Raw genomic sequence first — 22,622 nt, forward strand, 5'->3', positions numbered from 1 at the left:
CGGCGGTTAGCCGCGGCTGAAGTGGAGCCACCGTACGCTGGCGGTAACTTTAAAAAATACATTATTTATGAAGCGACATGTTTTAATTATCACCCTTTTATTCCTTACCACGTCATCCTTCAGCCAAAAGTCGGAATGGATTCATTTTGATTGGCATGGAGAAAATATATTTGGCAGGTATTATGAAAAAACTGCAATAAGTTTACCGATAATAATAGAAAACATGCCCTACAACTTCTGTTGTCAATTGGATTTGGGAGCCACCCGAACGGTTTTCTATGGAAACTCCCTGAAAAATTATTCGTTTAACACGATTAGTCAAAAATTGGATAGTTTGGGCGAACCGTATTATTTAAACGGACATAAGGGAAATTTTCTAAGAAATATCGATTTAAAAATCGACAAAAAGGATTTTCTGAAAACCGATGTCGCTTACATTTATGATTACGGAGATGAAATACCGAAAGATTCTATTAATTCCTTATCTCAAAAGCTTATTGGAACCGTTGCCCCTGATCTTTTTCAAAACAAATATCTGGTAATTGATTTTCCGAACCAAAAAATGCGGCTATATGATGAACTGCCCAATCAGTATAAAAAAGCTGATTTTGTAAATGTCTTAATGCGTAAAGGAAGAATAAAAATTCCGCTGACAATTGGTAATAGAACTGAATATGTAATTTTCGATACCGGAAACTGCTTAGGCGATTTATTGTTAGATAAAGAAACAATAGATTTATTTACCCACCCAAATGATGCCGCTACAGAATTGCTGTCTGGGAAATCATGGGGGCAAGATTATGTAGTTTATCAAAAAAAAATGCCAGAACCTGTTTTCATAAATGGTAAAAAGATCGCAATTACCACGGCACAATTCACGAATTCGGATGATGACGTACAGTTCAACAAAGAAGAAAAAATTATAGGACTTATTGGACCGTTATTTTTTATAAATCAGACTGTAATCATTGATTATAAAAATCTAAGATTTGGAACACTAAAATAAAAAAAAGCTTCCACTAACTGCGGTCAAAAGCAATCGCTTAGTCCGGTTTATTATTCGTTTGTTTCCTGTTTTCATTTTTTCCGGTGAAGGAAATGCGGCCGCCAAGCCGCAGATTGCTTCTCGCATTAGAAGGCTATTGGCGTTTAAACCAAAATCATGCACAAATGAAATATTTAATGATCGCATTGTTGTCAATTTTATCACTTTCATGCACAAAGTCTCCTGAAAAAACACCTCAGAATTTCGCCGAAAAAATTGTGGCGTTTGCCATTGAAAATTCTGATGATCAATTTATTGAGCTTCCCGAATTATACGATTCTTTAACAAAAACCATCCCAGACGATAAAGATGAAAAAACCATTCTGGTACAGATTCTAAAAAAGAAAGGGTTTAAGATTACGAATTGGGGGCGTGGAAATTGGCCTCCATTGGGTGCGCGGATTATTCAAATTACTTTGAAAAAAGATGATTGTGAATGTACTGTAAATAAAATGTACTACGCAACTATGGACGATTCGCTGTATGAAATGCGTGAAAGGATAAAGTGTAGAGCCAGCCATTAACGGCAGTGCCACGCGCCCGGGCGACAGCATACGCAGCGCTGCCAATTGCTGCGTTCCGGTAAAATGTAACCACTTTTTCCATAACTTCGGTTTGGCTTTGCTCTGTTGGGACTTCGGTCTGAGCGGACTCGAAGCGGGCGTCCGGCGACAGTTTCGTCGACGTTCCAATAGCAGAAAATTAAAGAAACACCATGGAAATTTCTCCGATTATCGAAGTTGATGCACTTTTAGCAATCCTCAGTAATCCAAACGTACTGATTTTTGATGTAAGCAATCATAAAAACGCAAAAGCAAATTTTGAAAAAGCCCATTTAGAACGCGCTTTATTTGTAGAAACCAATTCTCAACTGGCCGAAATTAGGGATGATTTGTCGGGCGGTCGCCATCCACTGCCGAAAATAGCGCGTTTTGCTGAAACGGTGACCAGTTTAGGAATCAATGAAAATAGTCATGTCGTTCTTTATGATGATAACGGTGGTTCAAACGCCGCCGCAAGATTTTGGTGGATGTTAAGATCCGCAGGACATCAAAATGTACAGGTCTTAAATGGGGGAATTGGGGAAGCAAAAAGGCGAAACTTTCCATTGGCTACCGGAAGTGAACCCGTTAGAACCGTTTCCCAGCCTTATCAGTTAAAAAAATGGAATTTACCAACTGTTGAAATCAATCAGGTAGCCATTGCGTCACAGGATCCAAACTATTTAGTTGTGGACGTAAGAGATCAGCAACGTTATGATGGCATTGCAGAACCTATAGATTTAATTGCAGGACATATCCCGGGAGCTATTAATATTCCGTTTACAGAGAATTTAGATGCCGATGGTTTATTTCTCAACCCAACAGCGCTCAGAGATAAGTATAAGGCGAAATTTGGTGAAATACGTAATGAAAATATTATTGTCCATTGTGGTTCCGGCGTAACAGCGTGCCACACCATTTTGTCGTTGGAATACGCCGGAATGGGAATCCCGAAACTTTATATTGGCTCCTGGAGTGAATGGAGCAGAAGCAATAGGAAAATAGAAAAAAAGAACGGTTAAATGCCGTTTAACTGCGCCCGGATGCTGCTTCCTTTGTAAAATGTAAGGGGTTTTTCCATAACTTCGTTTTAGCTCCGCTTACTTTCGGACGTTGGCCTCAGCGGACGTATAGTGGCGGGATGTTACCTAGTTCCAGAACAACTATCATCAACGAAAAGAACAATTGACATGGATATTGACCATATTTTTATTTTTACTGACGACAACGGAAAAGTTGCTGACGAATTGGTCGACTTCGGTTTGACAGAAGGAAGCAATCGAATTCATGTTGGACAAGGAACAACCAATCGTAAATTCTATTTTGACAACTTCTTTTTTGAGATTTTATGGGTACATGATGAAACCGAATTAAAAAGTGAGCGCACCATGCCGACAGGACTTTGGCAACGCGCCGAATTTAAGTCAAATCGTTTTTCGCCTTTTGGACTTTGCATCGTCAACGCCGATGAAACGGAAAAGCTCTTTGAAAAGGCTTTTAAATATCAACCCGATTACTTTCCGCAAGGACTGGAAATTGACATCCTAAAAAATGAACACCAGCCGGATTTACCCTGGACATTTAGATTGCCATTTAAAGGACAAAAGCACTACGAAAACGAACCGACAAAACATCTCAATGGAATTTCTGTTTTGACAAATGCGATCTTTGAGTATCAATCGATTGCCCAGGATACGTTCCCGGATCATTTTAAAAATCAAGATAATATTCAATTTATTAAGTCGACCAGACATTGGTTAAACCTTGTTTTTGACAATAGAAAACAAGGAAAAAAGAAGGTATTTGAAAAACTTAGCCTGACCATCGAATATTAGTAATTAAAACCGTACATAGCCACCCTTTACTTCGGCAGGTGTGGCGATTCTGTGTAAATCTGCGTCATCCGGAATGGATCAACGGCATACCAAAATAACAGTTCCGGGTAAATGTTTATATTTGGAAAAGCATTTGCCGTTTATGATCCAGAAAACTACCCTTCTCCTCTTGCTGCTGGCGACACTTACTGCCAGTGCCCAGTCCAAAGAACTGCCATGGCACAACAAGAAATGCGCCGTGGTAATTACCTACGACGACGCTATTTCGCAACATCTCGACAATGCCATTCCGGTGCTGGATTCGCTGCAATTGAAAGCGACGTTTTACATCACGGCAAACAATACCGGCAGCCGCATTGCAGATTGGAAAAAGGTGGCCCAAAGCGGGCATGAATTGGGAAACCATACGCTGTTTCATCCGTGTTTGGGTGGTGAAGGCCGCGAATGGGTGCGCCCGGAGTACGATTTGCGGACGTATTCGGTACAATCGGTGATGGACGAAATCAACCTGACCAACGCCTTCCTCGAAGCGCTTGACGGGAAAAAAGAACGCACTTTTGCCTTTACCTGCGGCGATATGACTGTGGGCGGTGTCAATTTTACCGATAACCTGCGCAAAGACTTTATAGCGGCCAGGGCGGTACGAAATGAAATGCATACGATTGACAAAGTGGACCTGTTTAACATTGACTGCTATGTCGTCAATGGTGAAAACGCCGCCCAAATGGAGCAATGGGTACAGCAGGCCATCGCGACACATTCGCTGCTGGTGATCCTGTTCCATGGCGTGGAAGGCGGCAATGGGCTGAATGTCAAGGGCAAGGAGCACAGCGCCTTTTTACACTACCTGAAAGCCAATGAGAAAGACGTTTGGATTGCGCCGATGATCGATCTGGCGAAGTTTGTCAGGACATATCAGGCGCAACAAAAACAATAAACCAATCCCGTCATGGAACCTGAAAAAACCCTAAAGCGAAAGATTCTTTCAAACAGGCTGACGCCGCTTGTCCTCATGCCGTTGAATCTTGCTTTTTTCTTTTATGTCATTCCGCCCGATGTGGCGTCAGAATATTCTGTCTCGCTCGCGCTTGTCGGAAGCGTCTCTACGCTAATCCTGAGTTTCTGGATTGCCATCATGGTGGTCCCCAAGGCACTCGATAAAGCACCGGTAGCCGTGGGCTTGTTGTGCATATCGACGTTGTTTGTGTTTGGATACTTTTTTATCCTGAAGGGCGTGGATTTCAGTTCTGATGAATTCGCGAAATACGGGCAGTATGCTGAAGCTGTGGTCGTCGACAAAACGCAGGTCTACGGCAGGCGCGGGAAAACGATCCAGGATATGGATGTTTCGTTTAACGATGCCTATGGCACGGCATGGCAGGCGGAAATCACCTTAAGCGAACGCGAATACGAGCAGTTCCAGCAGGGGCAGCACATTATGATCCACTATTCGGCGAAGCATCCTAAGATAGCGAGGGTGGCGTATGAAAAAATGCGTAGCTATTAATCACGCCTTTGGGGTTTAATTGAGAAAATATCGGTCCTCACCCCACCCCTGCTCCAACGCCCCGAAGTGTCGCGAGGGACGCTTAATTGGTGGAATTGCTTGCTATTGGGTATCGCCGCTAACAACGAAGCAATGGCTGCTGACATCGAAGCAATGGCTGCTGACGTCGAAACAATAGCTGCTGACACCGAAGCAATGACCGTTGACATCGAAGCAATGGTTGCTGACATCAAAACATGTCCTGTTTGCATCAGAAAAGTACGTACTTACCCGATTTCTACAGCATTTTATCGTGAATCAAACGACTGAATTATATTGTTTTAAAAAATATTTAATGAAATAGGCTAAAAAATATTTGCAGAATCAAAACTTTATGCCATAAATTTGCGGCAAGTTCTTTAAAAGATTATTCTTATCCAGAAAGACCGAGGGAATTGACCCGATGACGTCTTGGCAACCTGTCGAAAGATAAGGTGCCACCTTCAACCCCGCAAGGGGAAAGATAAGCTAGAAAACTGCACGTAATAGTTCGAAATATTATATGCGCTTCTGACTTATCGGGAGCGCATTTTTTTTTTGTGCGCTTTCGATATCTGGTTGGGAATATTTTTTTAACAACAAAAAATATTTAACAACAATCTTTAAAACATCAACAAGATGAAAGAGCAAACCCAACTTTTGAACTACATTCCTGTAGACGAACTGACCGGATCGATTTCGGTGCCTATTTACCAAACCTCCACATTTGTACAGGAAGCGCCCGGCGTACACAAAGGCTTCGACTATGCGAGAAGCAACAACCCGACGAGAAAAGTATTGGAAGATTTATCGGCCAGGCTGGAAAACGGCACCCATGGCTTTGCCTTTTCGAGCGGACTCGCGGCCATTGACGCTGTCGTAAAACTGCTGTCAGCGGGTGACGAGATCATTGCTGTCGATGACATTTATGGCGGCGCGTTCCGCTTGTTTACCCATGTGTACGAGAAATTCGGGATCAGCGTGAAGTATGTGGACGCTACCGATGCGCAAAACGTCGCCCATGCCATCAGCGATAAAACGGCATTGATCTGGATTGAATCGCCGACGAACCCGACGCTGAAGATTTCAGATTTGCGTGCTATTGGGAAGATTGCAAAGGCGAATAACGTGCTATTTTGTGTCGACAATACCTTTGCTTCTCCTATTGCACAAAAACCGATTGACTTTGGTGCTGATCTTGTCGTGCACAGTGCGACAAAGTACATTTCCGGGCACAGCGACCTGATTGCGGGATTGGTGATTGCAGCGAATGAAGCATTGGGTGCAAAAATCAAATTTATCCAAAATGCATCGGGGGCCATACTTGGACCTTTCGACAGCTGGCTGGTGATTCGCGGGATTGAAACGCTGTCGCTGCGCATCAGGCAGCATGCGGAAAACGCGCAGAAAATCGCGGAATACCTGCAAACGGAGGAACTGATTGGGGATGTATATTACCCGGGATTGCCCACGCACCACAACCATGCCATTGCTAAAAGTCAGCAAAAATATTTCGGTGGTGTGGTTGCGTTTGATTTAAAATTGGATGATAAGGCACTGGCATCGGCGATTGTGTCCAACACGAAATTATTCAAATTGGCGGAAAGCCTTGGCGGGGTCAAAAGCCTGTGCTGCCTGCCGTGTGAAATGACGCATAAATCGATTCCGAGGGAAAAGCGCTACACATCGGGCGTGACGGACAGCCTGATCCGGTTGTCTGTAGGGTTGGAAGATGCGGATGATTTGATTGACGACTTGCGTGAGGCGTTTGCCGTTGCGAAAGAAAGCGCATTGATTACTACAGGAGCCTGATTATCATAATGGGTAAAATTGAATTTTTTAAAAAATAAACTTAATATAAATGTCTAAGATAGTATGTCCATAGTATAAAGTGTAAACTGAATTTTTAACAAAAAGTATGGTTTTTTCGTAACGACCTATTCCGATAAATTTGTATTTTTCCATTAAGGGAAGGGGCAATGGAAGTATTCCCTACGAAATCCTTCAATTATTTCAATACGGGAATCCCAGAAAATTTGTTAAATCTTCGCTGCGGATTGGATCCGATTATACACCCACTCAGGACAACGATTTTAAAGTAAAGCTATGGGAAATTTTGGTACGCAGGTACTTAGGCGCTCCCGCACTTAAAAACATGTCACAAAAGAAATTAAAAATAGGATTGTTCGGATTTGGCTGTGTCGGATTCGGATTGTATGAAGTGTTGCAGCAAACGCCGGGATTGAAGGCTGATATCCGGAAAATCTGCGTAAAGCACCCGGAAAAAAAGCGCGAAATCGACGCGTCTCATTTTACGTTTGACCGCCACGAAATCCTTGACGACAATGAGATCAATGTCGTTGTCGAGCTTATTGACGATGCCGACGCTGCTTTTGAGATCGTATCGGCCGCGTTGAGAAAAGGCAAGGCGGTGGTATCTGCAAATAAGAAAATGATTGCTGAACATTTTACGGAACTCCTGGAATTGCAGCGTGAATTTGGCGTCCCTTTATTATATGAGGCAGCGTGCTGTGCGAGCCTGCCGATTATACGGAACCTTGAGGAATATTACGACAACGACCTGCTTGAGTCGGTGGAGGGGATTGTTAACGGTTCCACGAATTACATCCTGACGAAGACCTTTTCCGAAAATTTAAGCTATGACGCCGCATTGGCCGAAGCGCAGCGGCTTGGTTTTGCCGAAAGCAACCCCATCCTGGATACGGGTGGTTTTGATGCGAAATACAAATTGCAGATTTTGCTGGCGCATGCTTTCGGCTTCATTGCCAAACCTGAGGAATTGTTCAATATCGGCATTGACCGGATTGGGCCGCTGGAATTGAAATATGCAAAAGAAAAGGGATTAAAGATTAAGTTGGTAGCCAAAGCTTTCAAGAATCCTGACGGGTCCGTTTCTGCGTTTGTGTTGCCTAAATTTGTATCGTCGGAAAACAGGCTGTTTGGCGTCGACGATGTCTTTAACGGCGTGGTTACCAAGACGAGTTTTGCGGACGAGCAGTTCTTTGTGGGAAAAGGTGCGGGTGCACATCCCACGGCGTCGGCGGTATTGTCCGATATTTCAGCATTGGGGTATGACTACAAATACGAGTACAAGGAGATTGCGCAACAGCGGGGGTTGTTGCTTTCGGACGATATTGAACTGGATGTGTTACTCAGGCACGAGAAGTCGGCGGCGGAAGCATTGCGGAGTACATTTACCAGCGTGAATGAATCGTATCTCAACGGGGAAAACGGGTACATTACGGGAACGATTGGGTTTGGGAAGTTAAAGCTGCTGCACGCGGAAAATAAGGAACGGTCATTTTTGTTGTTGTAAGATTTGGCCCTCGACTGCACCCGGGTTGATACGAGAATAGTATGGCGGTGGTTGTGTTGGTTGAATTTCCTCACCACCGGCGGCTCGTCAAAGGTAACTTAAGGGGATGATTGAAAGACTTAACGTACTTAATTCTCGCCCCCGGCCCCTCGTGTCGGGAGGGGAGTGTTTGTGGTGAGACTTGACATTGTACATCAATATTTGCCTTGTTTTACCAGCGTTTCAGCTCCCGCTCCATTTGAGAGGGCTGGGGTAAGGAGAATTTAAGAAATAACCCCCGATCCCAACAATTCGTCATCATGGTACCACGCGACAAACTGCCCTTCAGTGATCGCAGACTGCGGCTCATCAAAAGAAACGTACATTCCGTTTTCGAATTGATACAACGTCGCTTTTTGCAATGGCTGGCGGTAGCGGATGCGCGCCATCACCTCGAGTGTCTGGCCGTTTTGCAGGGCCATATCTTCGCGGATCCAGTGGACTTCAGATGGGTTGACGAACAAGGCTTTCCTGAACAATCCGGGATGTTCACTGCCGAGGCCGGTATATACAATGTTTCGGTCTACATCGGTGGCGATGATGAATAACGGTTCGGTCGTACCTCCCACCCCAAGTCCTTTGCGTTGTCCATTTGTAAAATAATGGGCACCCTGGTGTTTCCCGACGACTTTGCCTTGGGCTTCGCCGAAAGGACGCTTTGCCGCTTCGAACGCTAACGCTGATTCGACGGAATCCGTTTCAGGTTTCGCGATGGAGAATACCGCATCGTCTTTATCGACCTGGATAATGATGCCTTCCTTAGGCTGCAGTTTTTGTTGCAGGAATTCGGGCAGGCGCACTTTACCAATAAAGCAAAGTCCCTGAGAATCTTTCTTTTCGGCAGTAACAAGATCCATTTCTGAAGCAATTTGGCGTACTTCGGGTTTCGTCAGTTCGCCAATCGGGAACAGCGCTTTCGCGAGTTGTTCCTGTGACAGCTGGCATAGGAAATAGGATTGGTCTTTGTTGTTATCGGCACCGGATAGTAATTGGTACACCGTTTTGCCATCGACTTCTGTTTCACCTTTGCGGCAATAGTGTCCGGTAGCCACATAGTCGGCACCGAGGCTTAGTGCAATTTTCATGAACACGTCGAACTTGATTTCACGGTTGCAGAGCACATCCGGATTGGGCGTGCGGCCTTTTTCATATTCGGCAAACATGTAATCGACAATCTTTTCCTTGTATTGTTCGCTCAGGTCTACGGTCTGGAATGGGATGCCGAGTTTTTCGGCGACCAATAATGCGTCGTTGCTGTCTTCAAGCCACGGACATTCGTTTGAGATCGTTACCGAATCATCGTGCCAGTTCTTCATAAACAAACCAATCACTTCATACCCCTGCTGCTGCAACAGGTATGCTGCAACGCTGGAATCCACTCCGCCCGAAAGCCCCACCACTACTCTTTTCATTATTGACAATTATTCTGCCGCAAATTTAAGCAATTAAAACCTCAAAACCGTACCGGTTGTGATTGCTTAAAATTATGACAGGTTAAAATAAACTGATTGTAAAATAGTTATCTTTAACCACAACATCGGTCTTATGAAATCCATCGTTTGCTGTTTTTTTATCCTTTGTTTTGGCATGGCACTGAGCCAGACTTCGTACAATTCCATTCCTGATTACAAGACTTATAAATCGCTGAAGGGGAAACCGCTGAGTGATAAATTCTCGAATGTCGAGTCGGTGAAGGTGATTTACGATCTTAAAAACAGGAAACTCTATTACTTCAACAGTACGAAAATCAAGCTCCACTATGAATTTGTTGTGGACCAATTGGGCTATACCAAAGACTTGTATTTTTTCAATGCCGACAATTACAGTGCTTCTGCGGAATCTCGTGATTTCCTGCTAGGGAATCTAAACCATGTGAAGGGAACTGAAAAATGGGTTTTTGAACTTGCCGCTTCTGATCATATGCCGATTGCACTGATAGAGCAATTTTACAAGCTGGTAAGCAGTTCCGTATACATTGGGAAAAAGCTAAAATTTTATTTAAACACCCGCGAAAAGATCGCCGAGTATGCCGCAAAGAAATTCAGCATTCCCTGCGTGGCCTCGGATTATATTTTTAATGATGTCAGCTACCAGGAAGTAGTCCATGGATCGGCGGTTGGTATTCTAAAGACATATACCTTAAAACAACTCGAAACTACCAAACCCGGAAGTGATGAGATCGTAATCATTGATGGAACGCCAGAGATGCTGCCCGACGTAAAAGGAATTATCGTGAACGAACTGCAGACGCCTCTAAGCCATTTGGTCATATTGGGAAAGAACAGGAAAATTCCGGTCATGGCGTATACAAAAGCGATTGCGGACAGACGTTTTAAGGATTTGCTGAATAAAAAAGTGGCGTTGAAGATTGAGGTGGATACGTTTTATATAAGCGCCACCGATAAAAAAATGAACGTCGGGGCAATGGCTAAAAAACGAAAGCTGGAACTGGATACGGTGAGTTTCCGGATCTTTGATTTGTCGCAGGTCACACCAAACGGTGCCAAAGCCATCGGTGCCAAAGCCCAGAATATGTCCTATCTGATTGCTGCAGCTAAAGAACGCCCGATTTTTAAAGTCCCTGAATATGCGCATGCGATTCCTTTTTACTATTACCGGCAGCATGTCAGGAAACAGAAAATTCGGGAGTTGATTGACGAATTACTTTCGCATACCAACAAAAACGACGCCCAGTGGATTGACGAGCAGTTGAAGAAAATCCGATCGGCGATTAAGAAGGCCCCGATTGATGCATCGCTGATCAATGGTATCAATGCGATTACGGGAAACCAGTCGGCGTTTAAGAATTTCCGGTTCCGATCTTCTACCAACGCTGAGGATATTGACGGATTTAACGGTGCGGGATTATACGATTCAAAAACGGGAATCGTCGGCGACAGCGTTAAGACGTTTGAGAAGGCTATAAAAGAAGTATGGGCCAGCGTTTGGAATGAAGCGCCTTATTATGAGCGCGAGCATTTCGGCATCGACCAGCGCGCGGTTGCGATGGGGGTTTTATTCCACCGTTCGTTTCCTGATGAACTGGCGAATGGCGTGGTGATTACGAAGAATATTTCGCGGACAGAGTTCCCCGGGATCACGGTAAACGTACAAAAAGGGGAAAACTCGGTGGTGAAGCCGGAAAAGGGCGAAGTCTGCGAGCAGTTTACCGCGTATAAGTTTAATGAGAATCTGGAAAATTTCGAAGTCGACTATGTATCGCTGTCCAACCTCAACAAAAACGAGCCGATATTGACGACGGCCGAAATCAACAGGATTTGCCTTGCATCGTATTACCTGAGCTCAAAACTGCGGCGGTATTGGAAGAAACCAATTGCCGTTGCAGATATCGAATTTAAGATTGTGGGTAAAAAACGGGAGCTTTACATCAAGCAGATTCGCGTTTTTAATGACTAATAATAGACTTTGATTTTGACTTCCTTGTCTACGGTGTTCACCAAAATCACTTCGTAGTGAAAGTCTCCCAGATCGGTTTTTTCCTTAATGACTTTCCGGATGTGTTTGTCCTCGGGACTAAAGCCGGCTTCATACACCACGACCAATTCACAGCTATTGCTGTATTTTGACACCTTGTCAAAGTAGACAAGGGATGAAATCAGGTACAGGATTAAGATGGCCACCTGAAAGAAAATCAGGACTCCGTATTGCTCCACAGGGTACATCACGTCTAAAATCGACAGCGTCAACGAAGCAAACATGAATATAATGCCATTGATTGAGAACGACTTTGCCCGGAAACGCAACACTGAGAAAATGGCGAAAAGTCCGAAGCCAACACCAATACCGATATCGATTTTGGTAAAAAGGTAACAGAGCGAGAACGTACAAAGCCCGACAACCATGTATAACGGGTGAATGGTTTCAGCCTTATTTCTGTTGGAGAAAAAATAGAGGATCAAAACGGAAACGGTCAGCAGCAGGAACCTACTGCCTAATTCGAGTATACTCATGGTTTGATTTTTACAGACGTAAATCTATAGAAAATAATGAGATACCCGATTATAGTTTAATTTTGTTTTATTACACCTTTGGCGAATTTCTTCACTTCGGGAAATTTCTTTTTTTCTTTCAGCTTTCCATTTTTATAAAATTCCCACACACCTTTCTTCTGCCCATTCACAAATGGGCCTTTAGATGCGATATCGCCGGTACTCTCCCGGAAAATCGCGATGCCGTCGTAATTGCCATTCTTATAATTTGACTCTTCGAGGACGACGCCTTTTTCGGTATATTTTTTATAGCTGCCATTTTTGAGTCCATCTTTGTACATGGCTTCTTCTGCGATGGCACCGCCGGGATAGAACACTTTGCGGACACCGTTCAACTTTCCACTGAGATATGTCTCGAGCGTCATAATTTCTTTTGACGCTTCATGATAGTATTTCCATTCGCCCTCGTTCATTTTATTCACCGTCTTCCCTTCACTGACAATAAAACCTTTCCGGTCAAAGAGGGTGGTGTAAGCCACTTTACCGTTGTCGCTGAAAACCCGTGTGGCAATTACTAAACCAGTCTTGGTATCATCAAAATATTTGAATGTTCCTGTCTCGATACCGTGCTCGAAGGTTCCTTCGTAACGGGGTCGCTTAGACGTTTCGTAAGTTCCTTTCCACACACCATGCTTTTTGCCACTGGCATCAGTTTTATTAATTTCCTGCGCAAATGTCGTTACCGCATTCAGCAGTAAAACAACCATTAGAATCATTCGATTGCTATTCATAATAAAGTTTAAATCAGTTAGACGCACAACCAAAAACGTTTGAACGTGAATAATATTGCGGATTATGCCAATGCAAAAAGCACCCTTACGGATGCTTTGCTGCTATTTTGTTTTTTTGCCATTGGCTTTCTCAGCTTCTGCCTGTTCCATCATGTCCTGGAGTTTTTGCTGGAAGCCGCTTTTTTTCTTAGGCTCTTTCAGCTTGTTTTCCTGAATCTGTGCATGAATCTTGTCGGTATCCACGATGTAATTTTTGATTACAAGCATAATTCCAATCGTAATCAGGTTGGAGATGAAGTAATACAAACTCAGTCCTGACGCATAATTGTTGAAGAAAAACAACATCATCAAGGGCGACACATAAATCATCACCTTCATGATTTTTGCCATATCCGGCATGCCTTCCTGTTGCGGAGCGGCGGCCTGCTGGTCACCGGTTGTCATTTTCATATAAAAGAAAATTGCGATCGATGCGAGGATCGGGAATAAGCTGATGTGGTTTCCATATAGTGGAATGAAAAACGGCAGCTTATATACAGAATCGAACGACGACAAATCGGTTGCCCAAAGAAACCCTTCCTGCCTTAAACTCAGCGCCGATGGAAAGAACTGGAACAGAGCATAAAATACCGGCATCTGGAGCAGTGCAGGGATACATCCGGCCATTGGATTCACGCCGGCCTTGTTGTATAATTTCATGGTTTCCTGCTGTTTCTTCATCGGGTCTTTTTTGAATTTCTCTCCCAATTCAGCGATATCCGGGCGCAGTACTTTCATCTTAGCCTGTGACAGAAATGACTTGTAGGTCACCGGCGACATGATCAGCTTGATCAGGATGGTAAAGAAAATGATGGCCAGTCCCTGTGACATGAACAGGCTGAAGAAATCGTAAGCGGGAATAAAAAGGTAACGGTTGATCCACCCGAAAATCCCCCAGCCTAGTGGGACGATCTTTTCGATGTTGCGGTCGTATGTTTTCAGGATGCCATAATCTGTCGGGCCGTAGTACCAGTTCATTTTCTGATTCAGCTCGCCATTCTCAAATGCCAGTGGCACCGTAGCGCGAAACTGCTTTGTGAATACGGTATCAACCTGGTCGTTGTGGACAAGGTTGTCAGAATACAGTTCGGCTTTTGTAAACGGCTTGTCTGTTAACAGGATCGACGTAAAGAAATGCTGTTTGAAAGCGATGTAAGACACTTTGTCTACGGTTTCAGTCTTGTCTTTACCCTGTCCTAAATAGTCCTGTTTTGAATCCTCATATGCGTAACGCAAATCGGCGTAACGGGCTTCATAGCTAGCGCTTTTCTCATTGCGGAAGCTTTTAAGTGTCCATTCGAGGTCAGCCGGTTTGGACGTGTTCAGTACCTTGTTCAGGCCTTGTGAGCGCACGGTGAAATCCAGCATATAGTCGGTAGGCTTCAACACGTAAGTATATTCCAGGAACGCGTCGGGTCCTGTTTTTAGACGCATGCTGAGCACCTGGTTTTCACCTGATTTTGACAGCGTTGGTTCGAAAAACATGTTTTTGGTATCGATTACGCGGTTGTCCTGCGTTTGCAGTTTCAGGTTTAGCCCGGCGTTATTGTTGTGGATTAACTCCACCAGATCGCCCGATCCTTTTTTGATCCTTTCGTATTTTTTCAGCTTGGCACTGACAATGTAACCGCCTTTGTTGGCAATAGTCAGGCTGACCAGTCCATTTTCAATGGTTGTCAGGTTTTCCTTAGCCGAAGGAAGTGTTGCTGAATACGCGAAATCGCCCAGCGTACCTTTAAGTTTGGCGATTTGGGTCGAATCCCCTTTGAGGGAATCGGCTGTGGGCGCCACGATTTCTGCAGTTTTGGTGTTTTTTTGCTGCGCTGCGTCTTTGGCAAGCTGTTCTTTTTTGGCTTTCTCCGCTGCCAATTCCTGTTTGGTTGGTTCTTTTGGATACATCATCCACATCAATATTCCAAAAATCAGTACAAAACCAACAATCGACTTTACGTCAAGCTTCTTTTCTTCCATCTTGTTTTATAGCTTTCGCTAACAGTTATTTATAAATCATTTTTGCTTTGCTTTCACCGTAGCCGCCACAAAACTCACGAACAGTGGGTGCGGGTTTGCTACAGTACTTTTATATTCAGGGTGGTATTGTACCCCGATAAAAAACGGATGTTTTTCAATTTCGATAATTTCTACAAGTCCCGTCTCAGGGTTAATTCCGGATGGCTTTAATCCTGCGGATTGCAGTTTTTCAAGGTAATCGCCGTTGAACTCATAGCGGTGGCGGTGGCGTTCCATGATGCTTTCTTTACCATAGATGGCATGCGCCAGGGTATTGGGGGTAATATCACACTTCCAGGCACCAAGGCGCATCGTGCCCCCTTTGTGAGTGATGGTTTTCTGCTCTTCCATCAAATCGATTACGGGATGCGCCGTGCCGATATTCATTTCGGTGGAATTGGCATCGGCTAACCCGAGTACGTTCCGCGAATATTCGATGACGGCCATCTGCATTCCAAGGCAGATCCCGAAGAATGGAATGTTATTTTCACGTGCATAACGCACGGCTTCAATCTTTCCTTCGATTCCCCTTTCACCGAATCCCGGCGCGACGAGAATTCCGTCAAGACCGTCGAATTTATCGGCTACATTGTGTGCGTCGATGTATTCAGAATGCACAGAAACGACGTTTACTTTGGTTTCATTAGCGGCTCCAGCGTGAATAAATGCTTCCAGAATAGATTTGTATGAATCCTGTAATTCCACGTATTTTCCAACAAGACCGATGTTTACGACATGCTTTGGGTTTTTAAGCCGTTGCAGGAATACGGTCCAGTTTTTCAAATCGGGCGTATTTTTCTGCGGAAGCGATAGTTTTTTTAAAGCTACGACATCGAGTCCTTCCTCCAGCATTAAATTTGGCACTTCATAAATCGTTGAAGCATCAATAGACTGGATTACGGCTTCTCTTTTTACGTTGCAGAATAACGCCAGTTTCTGGCGCAGTTCATCTGAAAGCTCGTGTTCTGTACGGCAAACGAGGATGTCAGCCTTGATTCCGCTTTCCATCAGCGTTTTTACGGAATGCTGCGTAGGTTTGGTTTTTAGCTCTCCGGCAGCGGCAAGGAAAGGCACGAGTGTCAGGTGGATTACGATGCCGTTATTTTCACCTAATTCCCAGACGAGCTGTCGCACGGATTCGATATATGGTAACGACTCAATGTCGCCTACGGTCCCTCCTATTTCAGTGATTACAATGTCAAAATCGCCGGAATTGCCAAGCAACTGCATTCTTTCCTTGATTTCGTTGGTGATGTGGGGAACGACCTGTACTGTTTTTCCAAGAAATTCTCCGCGACGTTCTTTCTCTATTACCGATAAATAAACCCTCCCGGTAGTGACGTTATTGGCCTGTGAGGTGGGGACATTCAGGAATCGTTCATAGTGCCCGAGGTCGAGGTCGGTTTCTGCTCCGTCATCGGTGACGAAACATTCGCCATGTTCATACGGATTCAGTGTTCCCGGATCCACATTAATATATGGATCGAACTTCTGAATGGTGGTCCGGTAGCCTCTTGCCTGTAATAGTTTTGCCAACGAAGCCGCGATAATCCCTTTTCCCAAAGAGGATGTCACACCACCTGTAACAAAAATATATTTCGTTTGATTCATGCTGTTGTTGTTTGTTGTGTTGCTGTAGTTGTAGTTATGCTAAAAAACGTCGCAAAAGTAGGGAATTAATTAGATAATCGGGTAATTAGATAATTAGAAAATGTGCATCCCTGGAAAAACAATATTATATCGAAATTGATAATCAAATTATCTCATTTTCTAATTTCCGCATTTTCTAAATCCCTTTCGGGTATTGCTTCCTGATATTGCGTAGGAGTTCTTCGAGTCCATTCAGGCGCAGTTCGTAAACCAACTGCATTTGCTGCCCCAATTCGCCTTTGGGAAATCCCTTATTCTGATACCAGACCAGGTAATATTCCGGCAGCTCAATAAGAAAACGCCCCTCGTATTTTCCGAAGGGCATTTTGGTATGGGCGAGCTTGATGAGTTGTTTTTGGTCGGGGGTCATATCTATCAGAAGAAAGAACAAAGAATCAAGAATCAAGATGTTGCTGCCTTAAATCATGACTCTAGATTCTATTCGCTATTATTTCCAGTTAAACATTACCTCTTTCTCGATATCCGGGTGCAGACTGAGGAAAACCGGGCAGGTCATAGCGGCCCGTTCCAGTATTGTCTTATTCTTATCCGATGTACTGACCGACATGTTCATTACGATAATGATTTTAGCGATTTTACGCGGCTCCGCCTGCATGACTTTCGTCACCTCAACCGTAGATCCCGTAAGGTCAAGTTCAAGGTCTTTGGATTTTATGGCCATGATGGACACCATACAGCTTCCCGCTGCATTGGCGACCAAGTCCGTTGGCGAGAAGGCTTCACCTTTCCCGTGATTGTCTGTTGGAGCATCTGTGATGATTTCGCTTCCGGACTGCAGGTGTATTGACGATGTGCGGAGTTCGCCAAGGTAAGTTACTTTTGATGTCATGGTATTAATTTGCTTCTTTAACTGAAAGATCCGTATCGTAATAAAGGATGTAAAAGCCTTTGTTTACATAATTCCCCGAAGGCATTTTTTCGTAATCAAATTTATTTTCTACTTGTTCCGTAGCGTTGCCTTCGATGGTTTCCATAAATGATTTTTCCTGGGAAAGCCTTAACATCGCATCAAAAACCACATCAAAACCGCGGGTTGCATATTGATTTGGGAATATTTTGTTCTTCTCTTTATAATCTTTTTCAAATAATAATGCCTCAGGGGTATCGTTATCCTTAGTCAAAGAAGGGTACATGAGGTGTAGTTTTGCCAGCTTTGCGAGCGAAATTTCTTCAAAATCGAAAGTGTCATTCTTCTCAAGGATGACGAGCTGCAGCTGGTAGTCCGCCATCATTGGAATCAATACATTCATCGTGCTCAGGATTAATCCCGTCTTTTCAGTATCAATGATGACATAATTTGTTTTGCCTTTGACAAACTTCTTCGCAACGCTATCTGCCGATACCAGTCCTTTTTCATTCAGCCCAATCAACTTTACATCCTTGTGGTATTGCGACAGGAATTGTTTCGTAGACAACCTTTTAGGGTCGACGATAGCTGTAATATTGCCATTTTTTAAACGCAGGAATTCGATCATTTCGTTCTTAATCAATTCCGACGACGGCATCGATTGCAGTAAGTTAGGAAACTGTTTACCGGTTTCTTTTGACAATGGCGAAATAACCGGGACGTGGCCTTTGTTGAGCAAGTCAGCGGTCTTCTCCACGTTGGCCTGGTAAAATGGTCCGATAACCACATCGGCTTTACTGATATCATTCTGGCTAATCAGTGTTGCCGCTGCTGATGCGCTTTTCGTCTCCTGTGAATCATAAATCCTCACATCGATGTTTAGGTTTAGGGTTTTTGCCGAGTCCACAGCCATCAATGCACCGGAATAAAAATCGAGTGTCATGTTCAGGAATTTATCCTTTTTGAGGCGGGCTTGTGTTGAGTTTACAGTGTCTCCTTCTATTTTTGAAATATTAAAAGGCAGTAACAGCACCAACTGTTTGCGGACATCGGTTTTGATATTTTTAGAAAGCGCTGTACCGTCTTTGGTTACCGTTTCATTAATTTTTACCGAAGCAGGATATTTGATTGTCATGCCTTCCTTAACGCCGTCACCCAATTCAGGATTAAGCTTAATCAACGCTTCCTGTGTCATCCCCAGTTTTCGGCTAAGGCTGTAAAGTGTCTCCTTTGGCTTTACCTGGTAGTCAGTGTATTCCGGTTTTACAATAATTGGCTTTATTTTTACCGTTTGATCCTCTTCCACCGTAACTTCCTGGTCTGCCTTGTTTGTACACGGAAAAATTTTCAGGCGAAAGCCTATTTGCAATCCATCCTTTACTTCAGGATTATCATTATCGATCTGGCTGACGGTAGTGTTGTATTTTTTTGCAATCGAATATTTCGTTTCCTTTGATTCTACCGTGTGGTAAACAGGCTCCTGCTTTTTATCTGCTTTCTTATCTTTTTTGGATTCTTTAACGGGTGATTTTGACGGAAGATTTATGGATTGCCCTATTTTCAGACCGTCTTTCGAAAGTCCCGGATTCGCCTTCATCAATTCCTCTTCGGTAATATTGTATTTTTTAGTCAGTCCATAAACGGTTTCACCGGATTCCACCACATGTGGTACCAATGTTGTCGCTTCTTTTTTACTGGGGGCAGCTTTCACTTTACTTTGAATCAAAAGCACCATATCCGGTTTGAGTCCGCTTCGGGAGTCAGGGTTCAGCTTGTAAATTTCAGACGTAGTAATCTTATATTTGTCAGCGATCTGTGTAATCGTTTCCCCTTTTGCTACTTTGTGCTTAATAATTTTATCCTGTGCCAATGAAGAACAGGAAAATAGGATCAGGGCGAAGAACAACAGAAACTGTTTCATTGATTTGGTTTTAAATATTATTGCTAAGATACTGCGAAATTACTCCCATTCGATTGTTGCAGGCGGTTTTGAACTGATGTCATAAACCACGCGGTTTACACCTTTTACTTTGTTGATGATGTCATTAGACACTTTCATCAGGAAGTCGTAAGGAAGATGCACCCAGTCCGCGGTCATGCCGTCCGTGGATTCCACTGCGCGAAGGGCCACTACCTTTTCATAGGTTCGCTCATCCCCCATTACCCCAACACTGTTTACGGGCAATAGGATGGCCCCCGCCTGCCAGACTTTGTCATATAGCCCCCAGGATTTCAAACCATCAATAAATACCGCATCCACTTCCTGCAGGATCCGTACTTTTTCAGGGGTAATATCGCCAAGAATCCTGATTGACAATCCAGGTCCTGGGAATGGGTGCCTGCCTAACAAGGCCGCATCGATTCCTAATGTTGCCCCCACCCTACGCACTTCATCTTTGAAAAGCATCCGAAGCGGCTCGACAATCTTGAGTTTCATATAATCCGGCAGGCCGCCGACGTTGTGGTGCGATTTAATTGTGGCTGAAGGTCCTTTTACGGAAACCGATTCGATAACATCCGGATAAATTGTGCCTTGTGCCAGCCACTTCACCTCTTCAATCTGGTGCGCTTCGTCATCGAAAACCTCTATAAAAACACGGCCGATGGCTTTTCTTTTCAATTCGGGTTCCTCAATTCCGGCGAGTGCATCCAGAAAACGGTCTGACGCATCGACGCCTTTCACATTGAGCCCCATATGCTTGTATTGATCCAATACGCTTTCAAATTCATTTTTTCGCAGCAGGCCGTTGTTCACAAAAATACAATACAGGTTTTCGCCGATTGCTTTGTGCAATAAAACCGCTGCTACGGTTGAATCAACGCCGCCTGAAAGGCCTAATACCACCTTGTCACCACCTATTTTCTGCTTCATTTCTTCAACGATTTCTTCTACGAAAGCGTTAGGCGTAAAACTTTGCGGAACGTCGGCAATTTTAACCAGGAAGTTTTCCAACATCGTCTTGCCGTCTGTGGAATGGTACACTTCCGGATGGAATTGGATGGCATAAGTCATTTCGCCTTCAATCCTATACGCTGCATTTTCAACATCGTGTGTGCTTGCGAGTTTAACACCATTTGTGGGTAGTCTTTTGATGGTATCGCTGTGGCTCATCCACACTTGTGAATTCTCGCTTACACCTTCAAAAAAAGTCTCGCCGGACTTGATAAAACTGAGATTAGCACGGCCATATTCCCGTGTGTTTGAAGGCGCTACTTCTCCTCCGCTGAAATGTGACAGGTATTGCGCTCCATAGCAAACCGCCAACAAAGGCAATTCACCGCGGATTTGCGATAAATCCGGATGTGGCGCATCTTCACCGCGGACAGAGAATGGACTGCCGGAAAGAATGACGGCTTTGTAGGTTGATAAATCTGAAGGAATGTGGTTGTAAGGGAAAATTTCGCAGAAGATATTGAGTTCCCGAACCCTTCTCGCAATTAGTTGTGTGTATTGCGATCCGAAATCTAAAATGAGTACGTTGTGTTGCATGTGCAAAAGTAACCTTATATTCGGAAACTGAAAAATGCATTTTTAATTTTTGCAGAAAAATTTATTCGTGCCAGAGTGGTGCTGCACGAAGCTGTTTGCCAAACGTTTTATTGCGTTCCCGTGCGTTGGCCCTAATATTGAAGCATTTTGAATCCGATAAATCGACCAGACAAAACCTGGCAATGGTGTACTCAAAATCATCGTTTATGTTCTCTTATTATTCGATTTACACGAAAAAGCAATGACGCAAAGTAAATTTTTGGGTTCATTACTTTAGAAGCTTTTCAATTTTCACATAACCGATGTGAAATAAATCCTTCTCCGCATTATCATCCCTGATAATTTTCAACGAGTAGTTATTCCTGAAAGCTTCCGGAAGGATGTCACCCACATTGTAAATGTCATCCACATCAATCCCAAATTTGTCGTCTATATGGGATTCGGCACCTTTAAACCCGCAGTGTTTGTAAAATGTTGTCGCTTTGGCCTTTTTAGATGCTTCTGCCATGGTATTCCCGATGGCAAGTACTTTGTAGTGGTACTCTTCAAACTCATTTTCCCTATATCCTCCAAGATTAATAAAAAAAAGTTGTTCGTGTTGTAAATTTTCCTGCTTCGGCACAATCTCAATCCGGTAACCATCGGCTTCTGTGACTTCGCGCCAGGCATCAATATGGATTTTCCCCAAAGCTTCGGGCCAAAACGCCTGCATGTGAGGCACAAGCTCTTTCAACGAAGCGCCAATCCCAAAAAATATATCATGCTGTTCTGTAAAACGACCGGGCGGCGTCGCACCAAGCATCACCATATGTAATTTCATTGTGTCCTTTTTATACAAAATAAGCAATTTAATTTCATTAAATTTCTCTTAAAACCTTTTTTTGCAGCGGGTTTTTGAAATACATTTATTGCATAAAAAATTATCAATCTAAAATTAAAAATTATGAAACGTTTATTATTAGTACTGGCCTTTATTGGCTCAGCGGCAGTTTTTCAAAGTTGCGAGGGCGATCCCGGACCTCCGGGTGCAGATGGCGCGGATGGTGTTGAGAGTGAAGTTTTTGAACTTCGAAATGTGAACTTCACTTTGAATAACAACAATGAGTATACTATTTATGGAACCTTAAATCCCAATATTTTTGACTCCGACAACATCCTCATCTACCGTTTATCAGGATTAATTGACGCGAATACACCGATATGGCAATTGATTCCGCGTACCTTATTCCTAAACGAAGGGGAATTGGATTACGATTATGATTTCAGTAAAGAAGATTTTACGATTTACGCAGGCGGAACATTTAACGTGGGCCAGGTGCCTCAGTACATCAACAACCAAACTTTCAGGATTGTAATCATTCCGGGGTATTTCTCTAAGAAAGCGATGGACAAACAAGACTACAACGCGGTCATTTCTGCATATGGAATTGACGACAGTCATATCAAAGTGATTCAGCCGATAAAAAACAAATAAAAAAAGAGGCTTTCGGGCCTCTTTTTC

General features: G+C 43.7%; 21 protein-coding genes and 1 riboswitch. Of the genes, 11 read left to right on the top strand and 10 right to left on the bottom strand.

What is annotated here, in order from left to right; all coding sequences use genetic code 11:
• The first annotated feature begins 67 nt into the window (after positions 1–67).
• From CFE23_RS02255 to CFE23_RS02295, 9 genes are all read left to right on the top strand, one after another.
• A complete protein-coding gene (locus CFE23_RS02255; protein WP_291083374.1) occupies positions 68–1,006 on the top strand; it encodes a hypothetical protein in 939 nt (312 codons plus the stop codon).
• Between the two features lie 164 nt (positions 1,007–1,170).
• Complete coding sequence (locus CFE23_RS02260) at positions 1,171–1,569, top strand: hypothetical protein (protein ID WP_291083376.1); 399 nt, start codon at positions 1,171–1,173, stop codon at positions 1,567–1,569.
• 191 nt (positions 1,570–1,760) lie between these two features.
• Complete coding sequence (locus tag CFE23_RS02265; RefSeq protein ID WP_291083378.1) at positions 1,761–2,609, top strand: sulfurtransferase; 849 nt, start codon at positions 1,761–1,763, stop codon at positions 2,607–2,609.
• A 168-nt stretch (positions 2,610–2,777) separates the two neighbouring features.
• Entirely contained in the window at positions 2,778–3,422 is a 645-nt protein-coding gene (locus CFE23_RS02270; protein WP_291083381.1) for a VOC family protein, read from the top strand.
• Between the two features lie 121 nt (positions 3,423–3,543).
• Positions 3,544–4,359 (top strand): polysaccharide deacetylase family protein, encoded by an 816-nt coding sequence (locus CFE23_RS02275; protein WP_291083385.1) that lies wholly within the window; start codon positions 3,544–3,546, stop codon positions 4,357–4,359.
• A 12-nt stretch (positions 4,360–4,371) separates the two neighbouring features.
• Positions 4,372–4,929 carry a hypothetical protein gene (locus CFE23_RS02280; protein ID WP_291083388.1) on the top strand — a complete coding sequence of 186 codons (558 nt, stop codon included), beginning with the start codon at positions 4,372–4,374 and terminating at the stop codon, positions 4,927–4,929.
• Positions 4,930–5,061: 132 nt separating this feature from the next.
• The gene (locus tag CFE23_RS02285; protein WP_291083391.1) at positions 5,062–5,238 is read left to right on the top strand and encodes a hypothetical protein; all 177 of its coding nucleotides are present in this window, start codon (positions 5,062–5,064) and stop codon (positions 5,236–5,238) included.
• Positions 5,239–5,338: 100 nt separating this feature from the next.
• A riboswitch (SAM riboswitch) is annotated at positions 5,339–5,438 on the top strand.
• Between the two features lie 148 nt (positions 5,439–5,586).
• Positions 5,587–6,759, top strand: coding sequence for a PLP-dependent aspartate aminotransferase family protein (locus CFE23_RS02290; protein ID WP_291083394.1), 1,173 nt, complete (start codon positions 5,587–5,589; stop codon positions 6,757–6,759).
• A 343-nt stretch (positions 6,760–7,102) separates the two neighbouring features.
• The gene (locus tag CFE23_RS02295) at positions 7,103–8,284 is read left to right on the top strand and encodes a homoserine dehydrogenase (protein ID WP_291083397.1); all 1,182 of its coding nucleotides are present in this window, start codon (positions 7,103–7,105) and stop codon (positions 8,282–8,284) included.
• Between the two features lie 263 nt (positions 8,285–8,547).
• On the opposite strand, the gene mnmA is transcribed toward CFE23_RS02295, so the two are convergent.
• Positions 8,548–9,735 (bottom strand): tRNA 2-thiouridine(34) synthase MnmA, encoded by a 1,188-nt coding sequence (gene mnmA, locus CFE23_RS02300; RefSeq protein ID WP_291083400.1) that lies wholly within the window; start codon positions 9,733–9,735, stop codon positions 8,548–8,550.
• Positions 9,736–9,868: 133 nt separating this feature from the next.
• Here mnmA and CFE23_RS02305 point away from each other — a divergent pair, with 133 nt between their 5' ends.
• A complete protein-coding gene (locus CFE23_RS02305; protein WP_291083403.1) occupies positions 9,869–11,740 on the top strand; it encodes a PEP/pyruvate-binding domain-containing protein in 1,872 nt (623 codons plus the stop codon).
• Here the strand turns inward: CFE23_RS02305 and CFE23_RS02310 are convergent.
• The 9 genes from CFE23_RS02310 to CFE23_RS02350 form a co-directional block, all read right to left on the bottom strand.
• Positions 11,737–12,294 (bottom strand): DUF4956 domain-containing protein, encoded by a 558-nt coding sequence (locus tag CFE23_RS02310; protein ID WP_291083406.1) that lies wholly within the window; start codon positions 12,292–12,294, stop codon positions 11,737–11,739. The genes CFE23_RS02305 and CFE23_RS02310 overlap by 4 nt on opposite strands.
• Positions 12,295–12,350: 56 nt before the next feature.
• Positions 12,351–13,064 (bottom strand): hypothetical protein, encoded by a 714-nt coding sequence (locus CFE23_RS02315; protein ID WP_291083409.1) that lies wholly within the window; start codon positions 13,062–13,064, stop codon positions 12,351–12,353.
• Between the two features lie 102 nt (positions 13,065–13,166).
• A complete protein-coding gene (gene yidC / locus CFE23_RS02320; RefSeq protein WP_291083412.1) occupies positions 13,167–15,074 on the bottom strand; it encodes a membrane protein insertase YidC in 1,908 nt (635 codons plus the stop codon).
• A 36-nt stretch (positions 15,075–15,110) separates the two neighbouring features.
• Positions 15,111–16,724, bottom strand: a complete 1,614-nt coding sequence (locus CFE23_RS02325) for a CTP synthase (protein ID WP_291083415.1) — start codon at positions 16,722–16,724, stop codon at positions 15,111–15,113.
• A gap of 175 nt (positions 16,725–16,899) precedes the next feature.
• On the bottom strand, positions 16,900–17,133 hold the full coding sequence (locus tag CFE23_RS02330) for a DUF3820 family protein (RefSeq protein ID WP_291083418.1): 234 nt from the start codon (positions 17,131–17,133) through the stop codon (positions 16,900–16,902).
• 78 nt (positions 17,134–17,211) lie between these two features.
• Positions 17,212–17,613, bottom strand: coding sequence for an OsmC family protein (locus CFE23_RS02335; protein ID WP_291083421.1), 402 nt, complete (start codon positions 17,611–17,613; stop codon positions 17,212–17,214).
• Positions 17,614–17,617: 4 nt separating this feature from the next.
• Positions 17,618–19,552 carry a LysM peptidoglycan-binding domain-containing protein gene (locus CFE23_RS02340; RefSeq protein WP_291083424.1) on the bottom strand — a complete coding sequence of 645 codons (1,935 nt, stop codon included), beginning with the start codon at positions 19,550–19,552 and terminating at the stop codon, positions 17,618–17,620.
• 39 nt (positions 19,553–19,591) lie between these two features.
• Positions 19,592–21,121: a glutamine-hydrolyzing GMP synthase gene (gene guaA / locus CFE23_RS02345; RefSeq protein ID WP_291083427.1), complete on the bottom strand. Its 1,530-nt coding sequence runs from the start codon at positions 21,119–21,121 to the stop codon at positions 19,592–19,594.
• Between the two features lie 268 nt (positions 21,122–21,389).
• The gene (locus CFE23_RS02350) at positions 21,390–21,941 is read right to left on the bottom strand and encodes a DUF1543 domain-containing protein (RefSeq protein ID WP_291083430.1); all 552 of its coding nucleotides are present in this window, start codon (positions 21,939–21,941) and stop codon (positions 21,390–21,392) included.
• A 123-nt stretch (positions 21,942–22,064) separates the two neighbouring features.
• Between CFE23_RS02350 and CFE23_RS02355 the strand changes: the two genes are divergently transcribed.
• The gene (locus CFE23_RS02355) at positions 22,065–22,595 is read left to right on the top strand and encodes a hypothetical protein (RefSeq protein WP_291083433.1); all 531 of its coding nucleotides are present in this window, start codon (positions 22,065–22,067) and stop codon (positions 22,593–22,595) included.
• The last annotated feature ends 27 nt before the right edge of the window (positions 22,596–22,622 follow it).

The organism is Flavobacterium sp. BFFFF1, from assembly GCF_002256285.1.
Lineage (GTDB): Bacteria > Bacteroidota > Bacteroidia > Flavobacteriales > Flavobacteriaceae > Flavobacterium.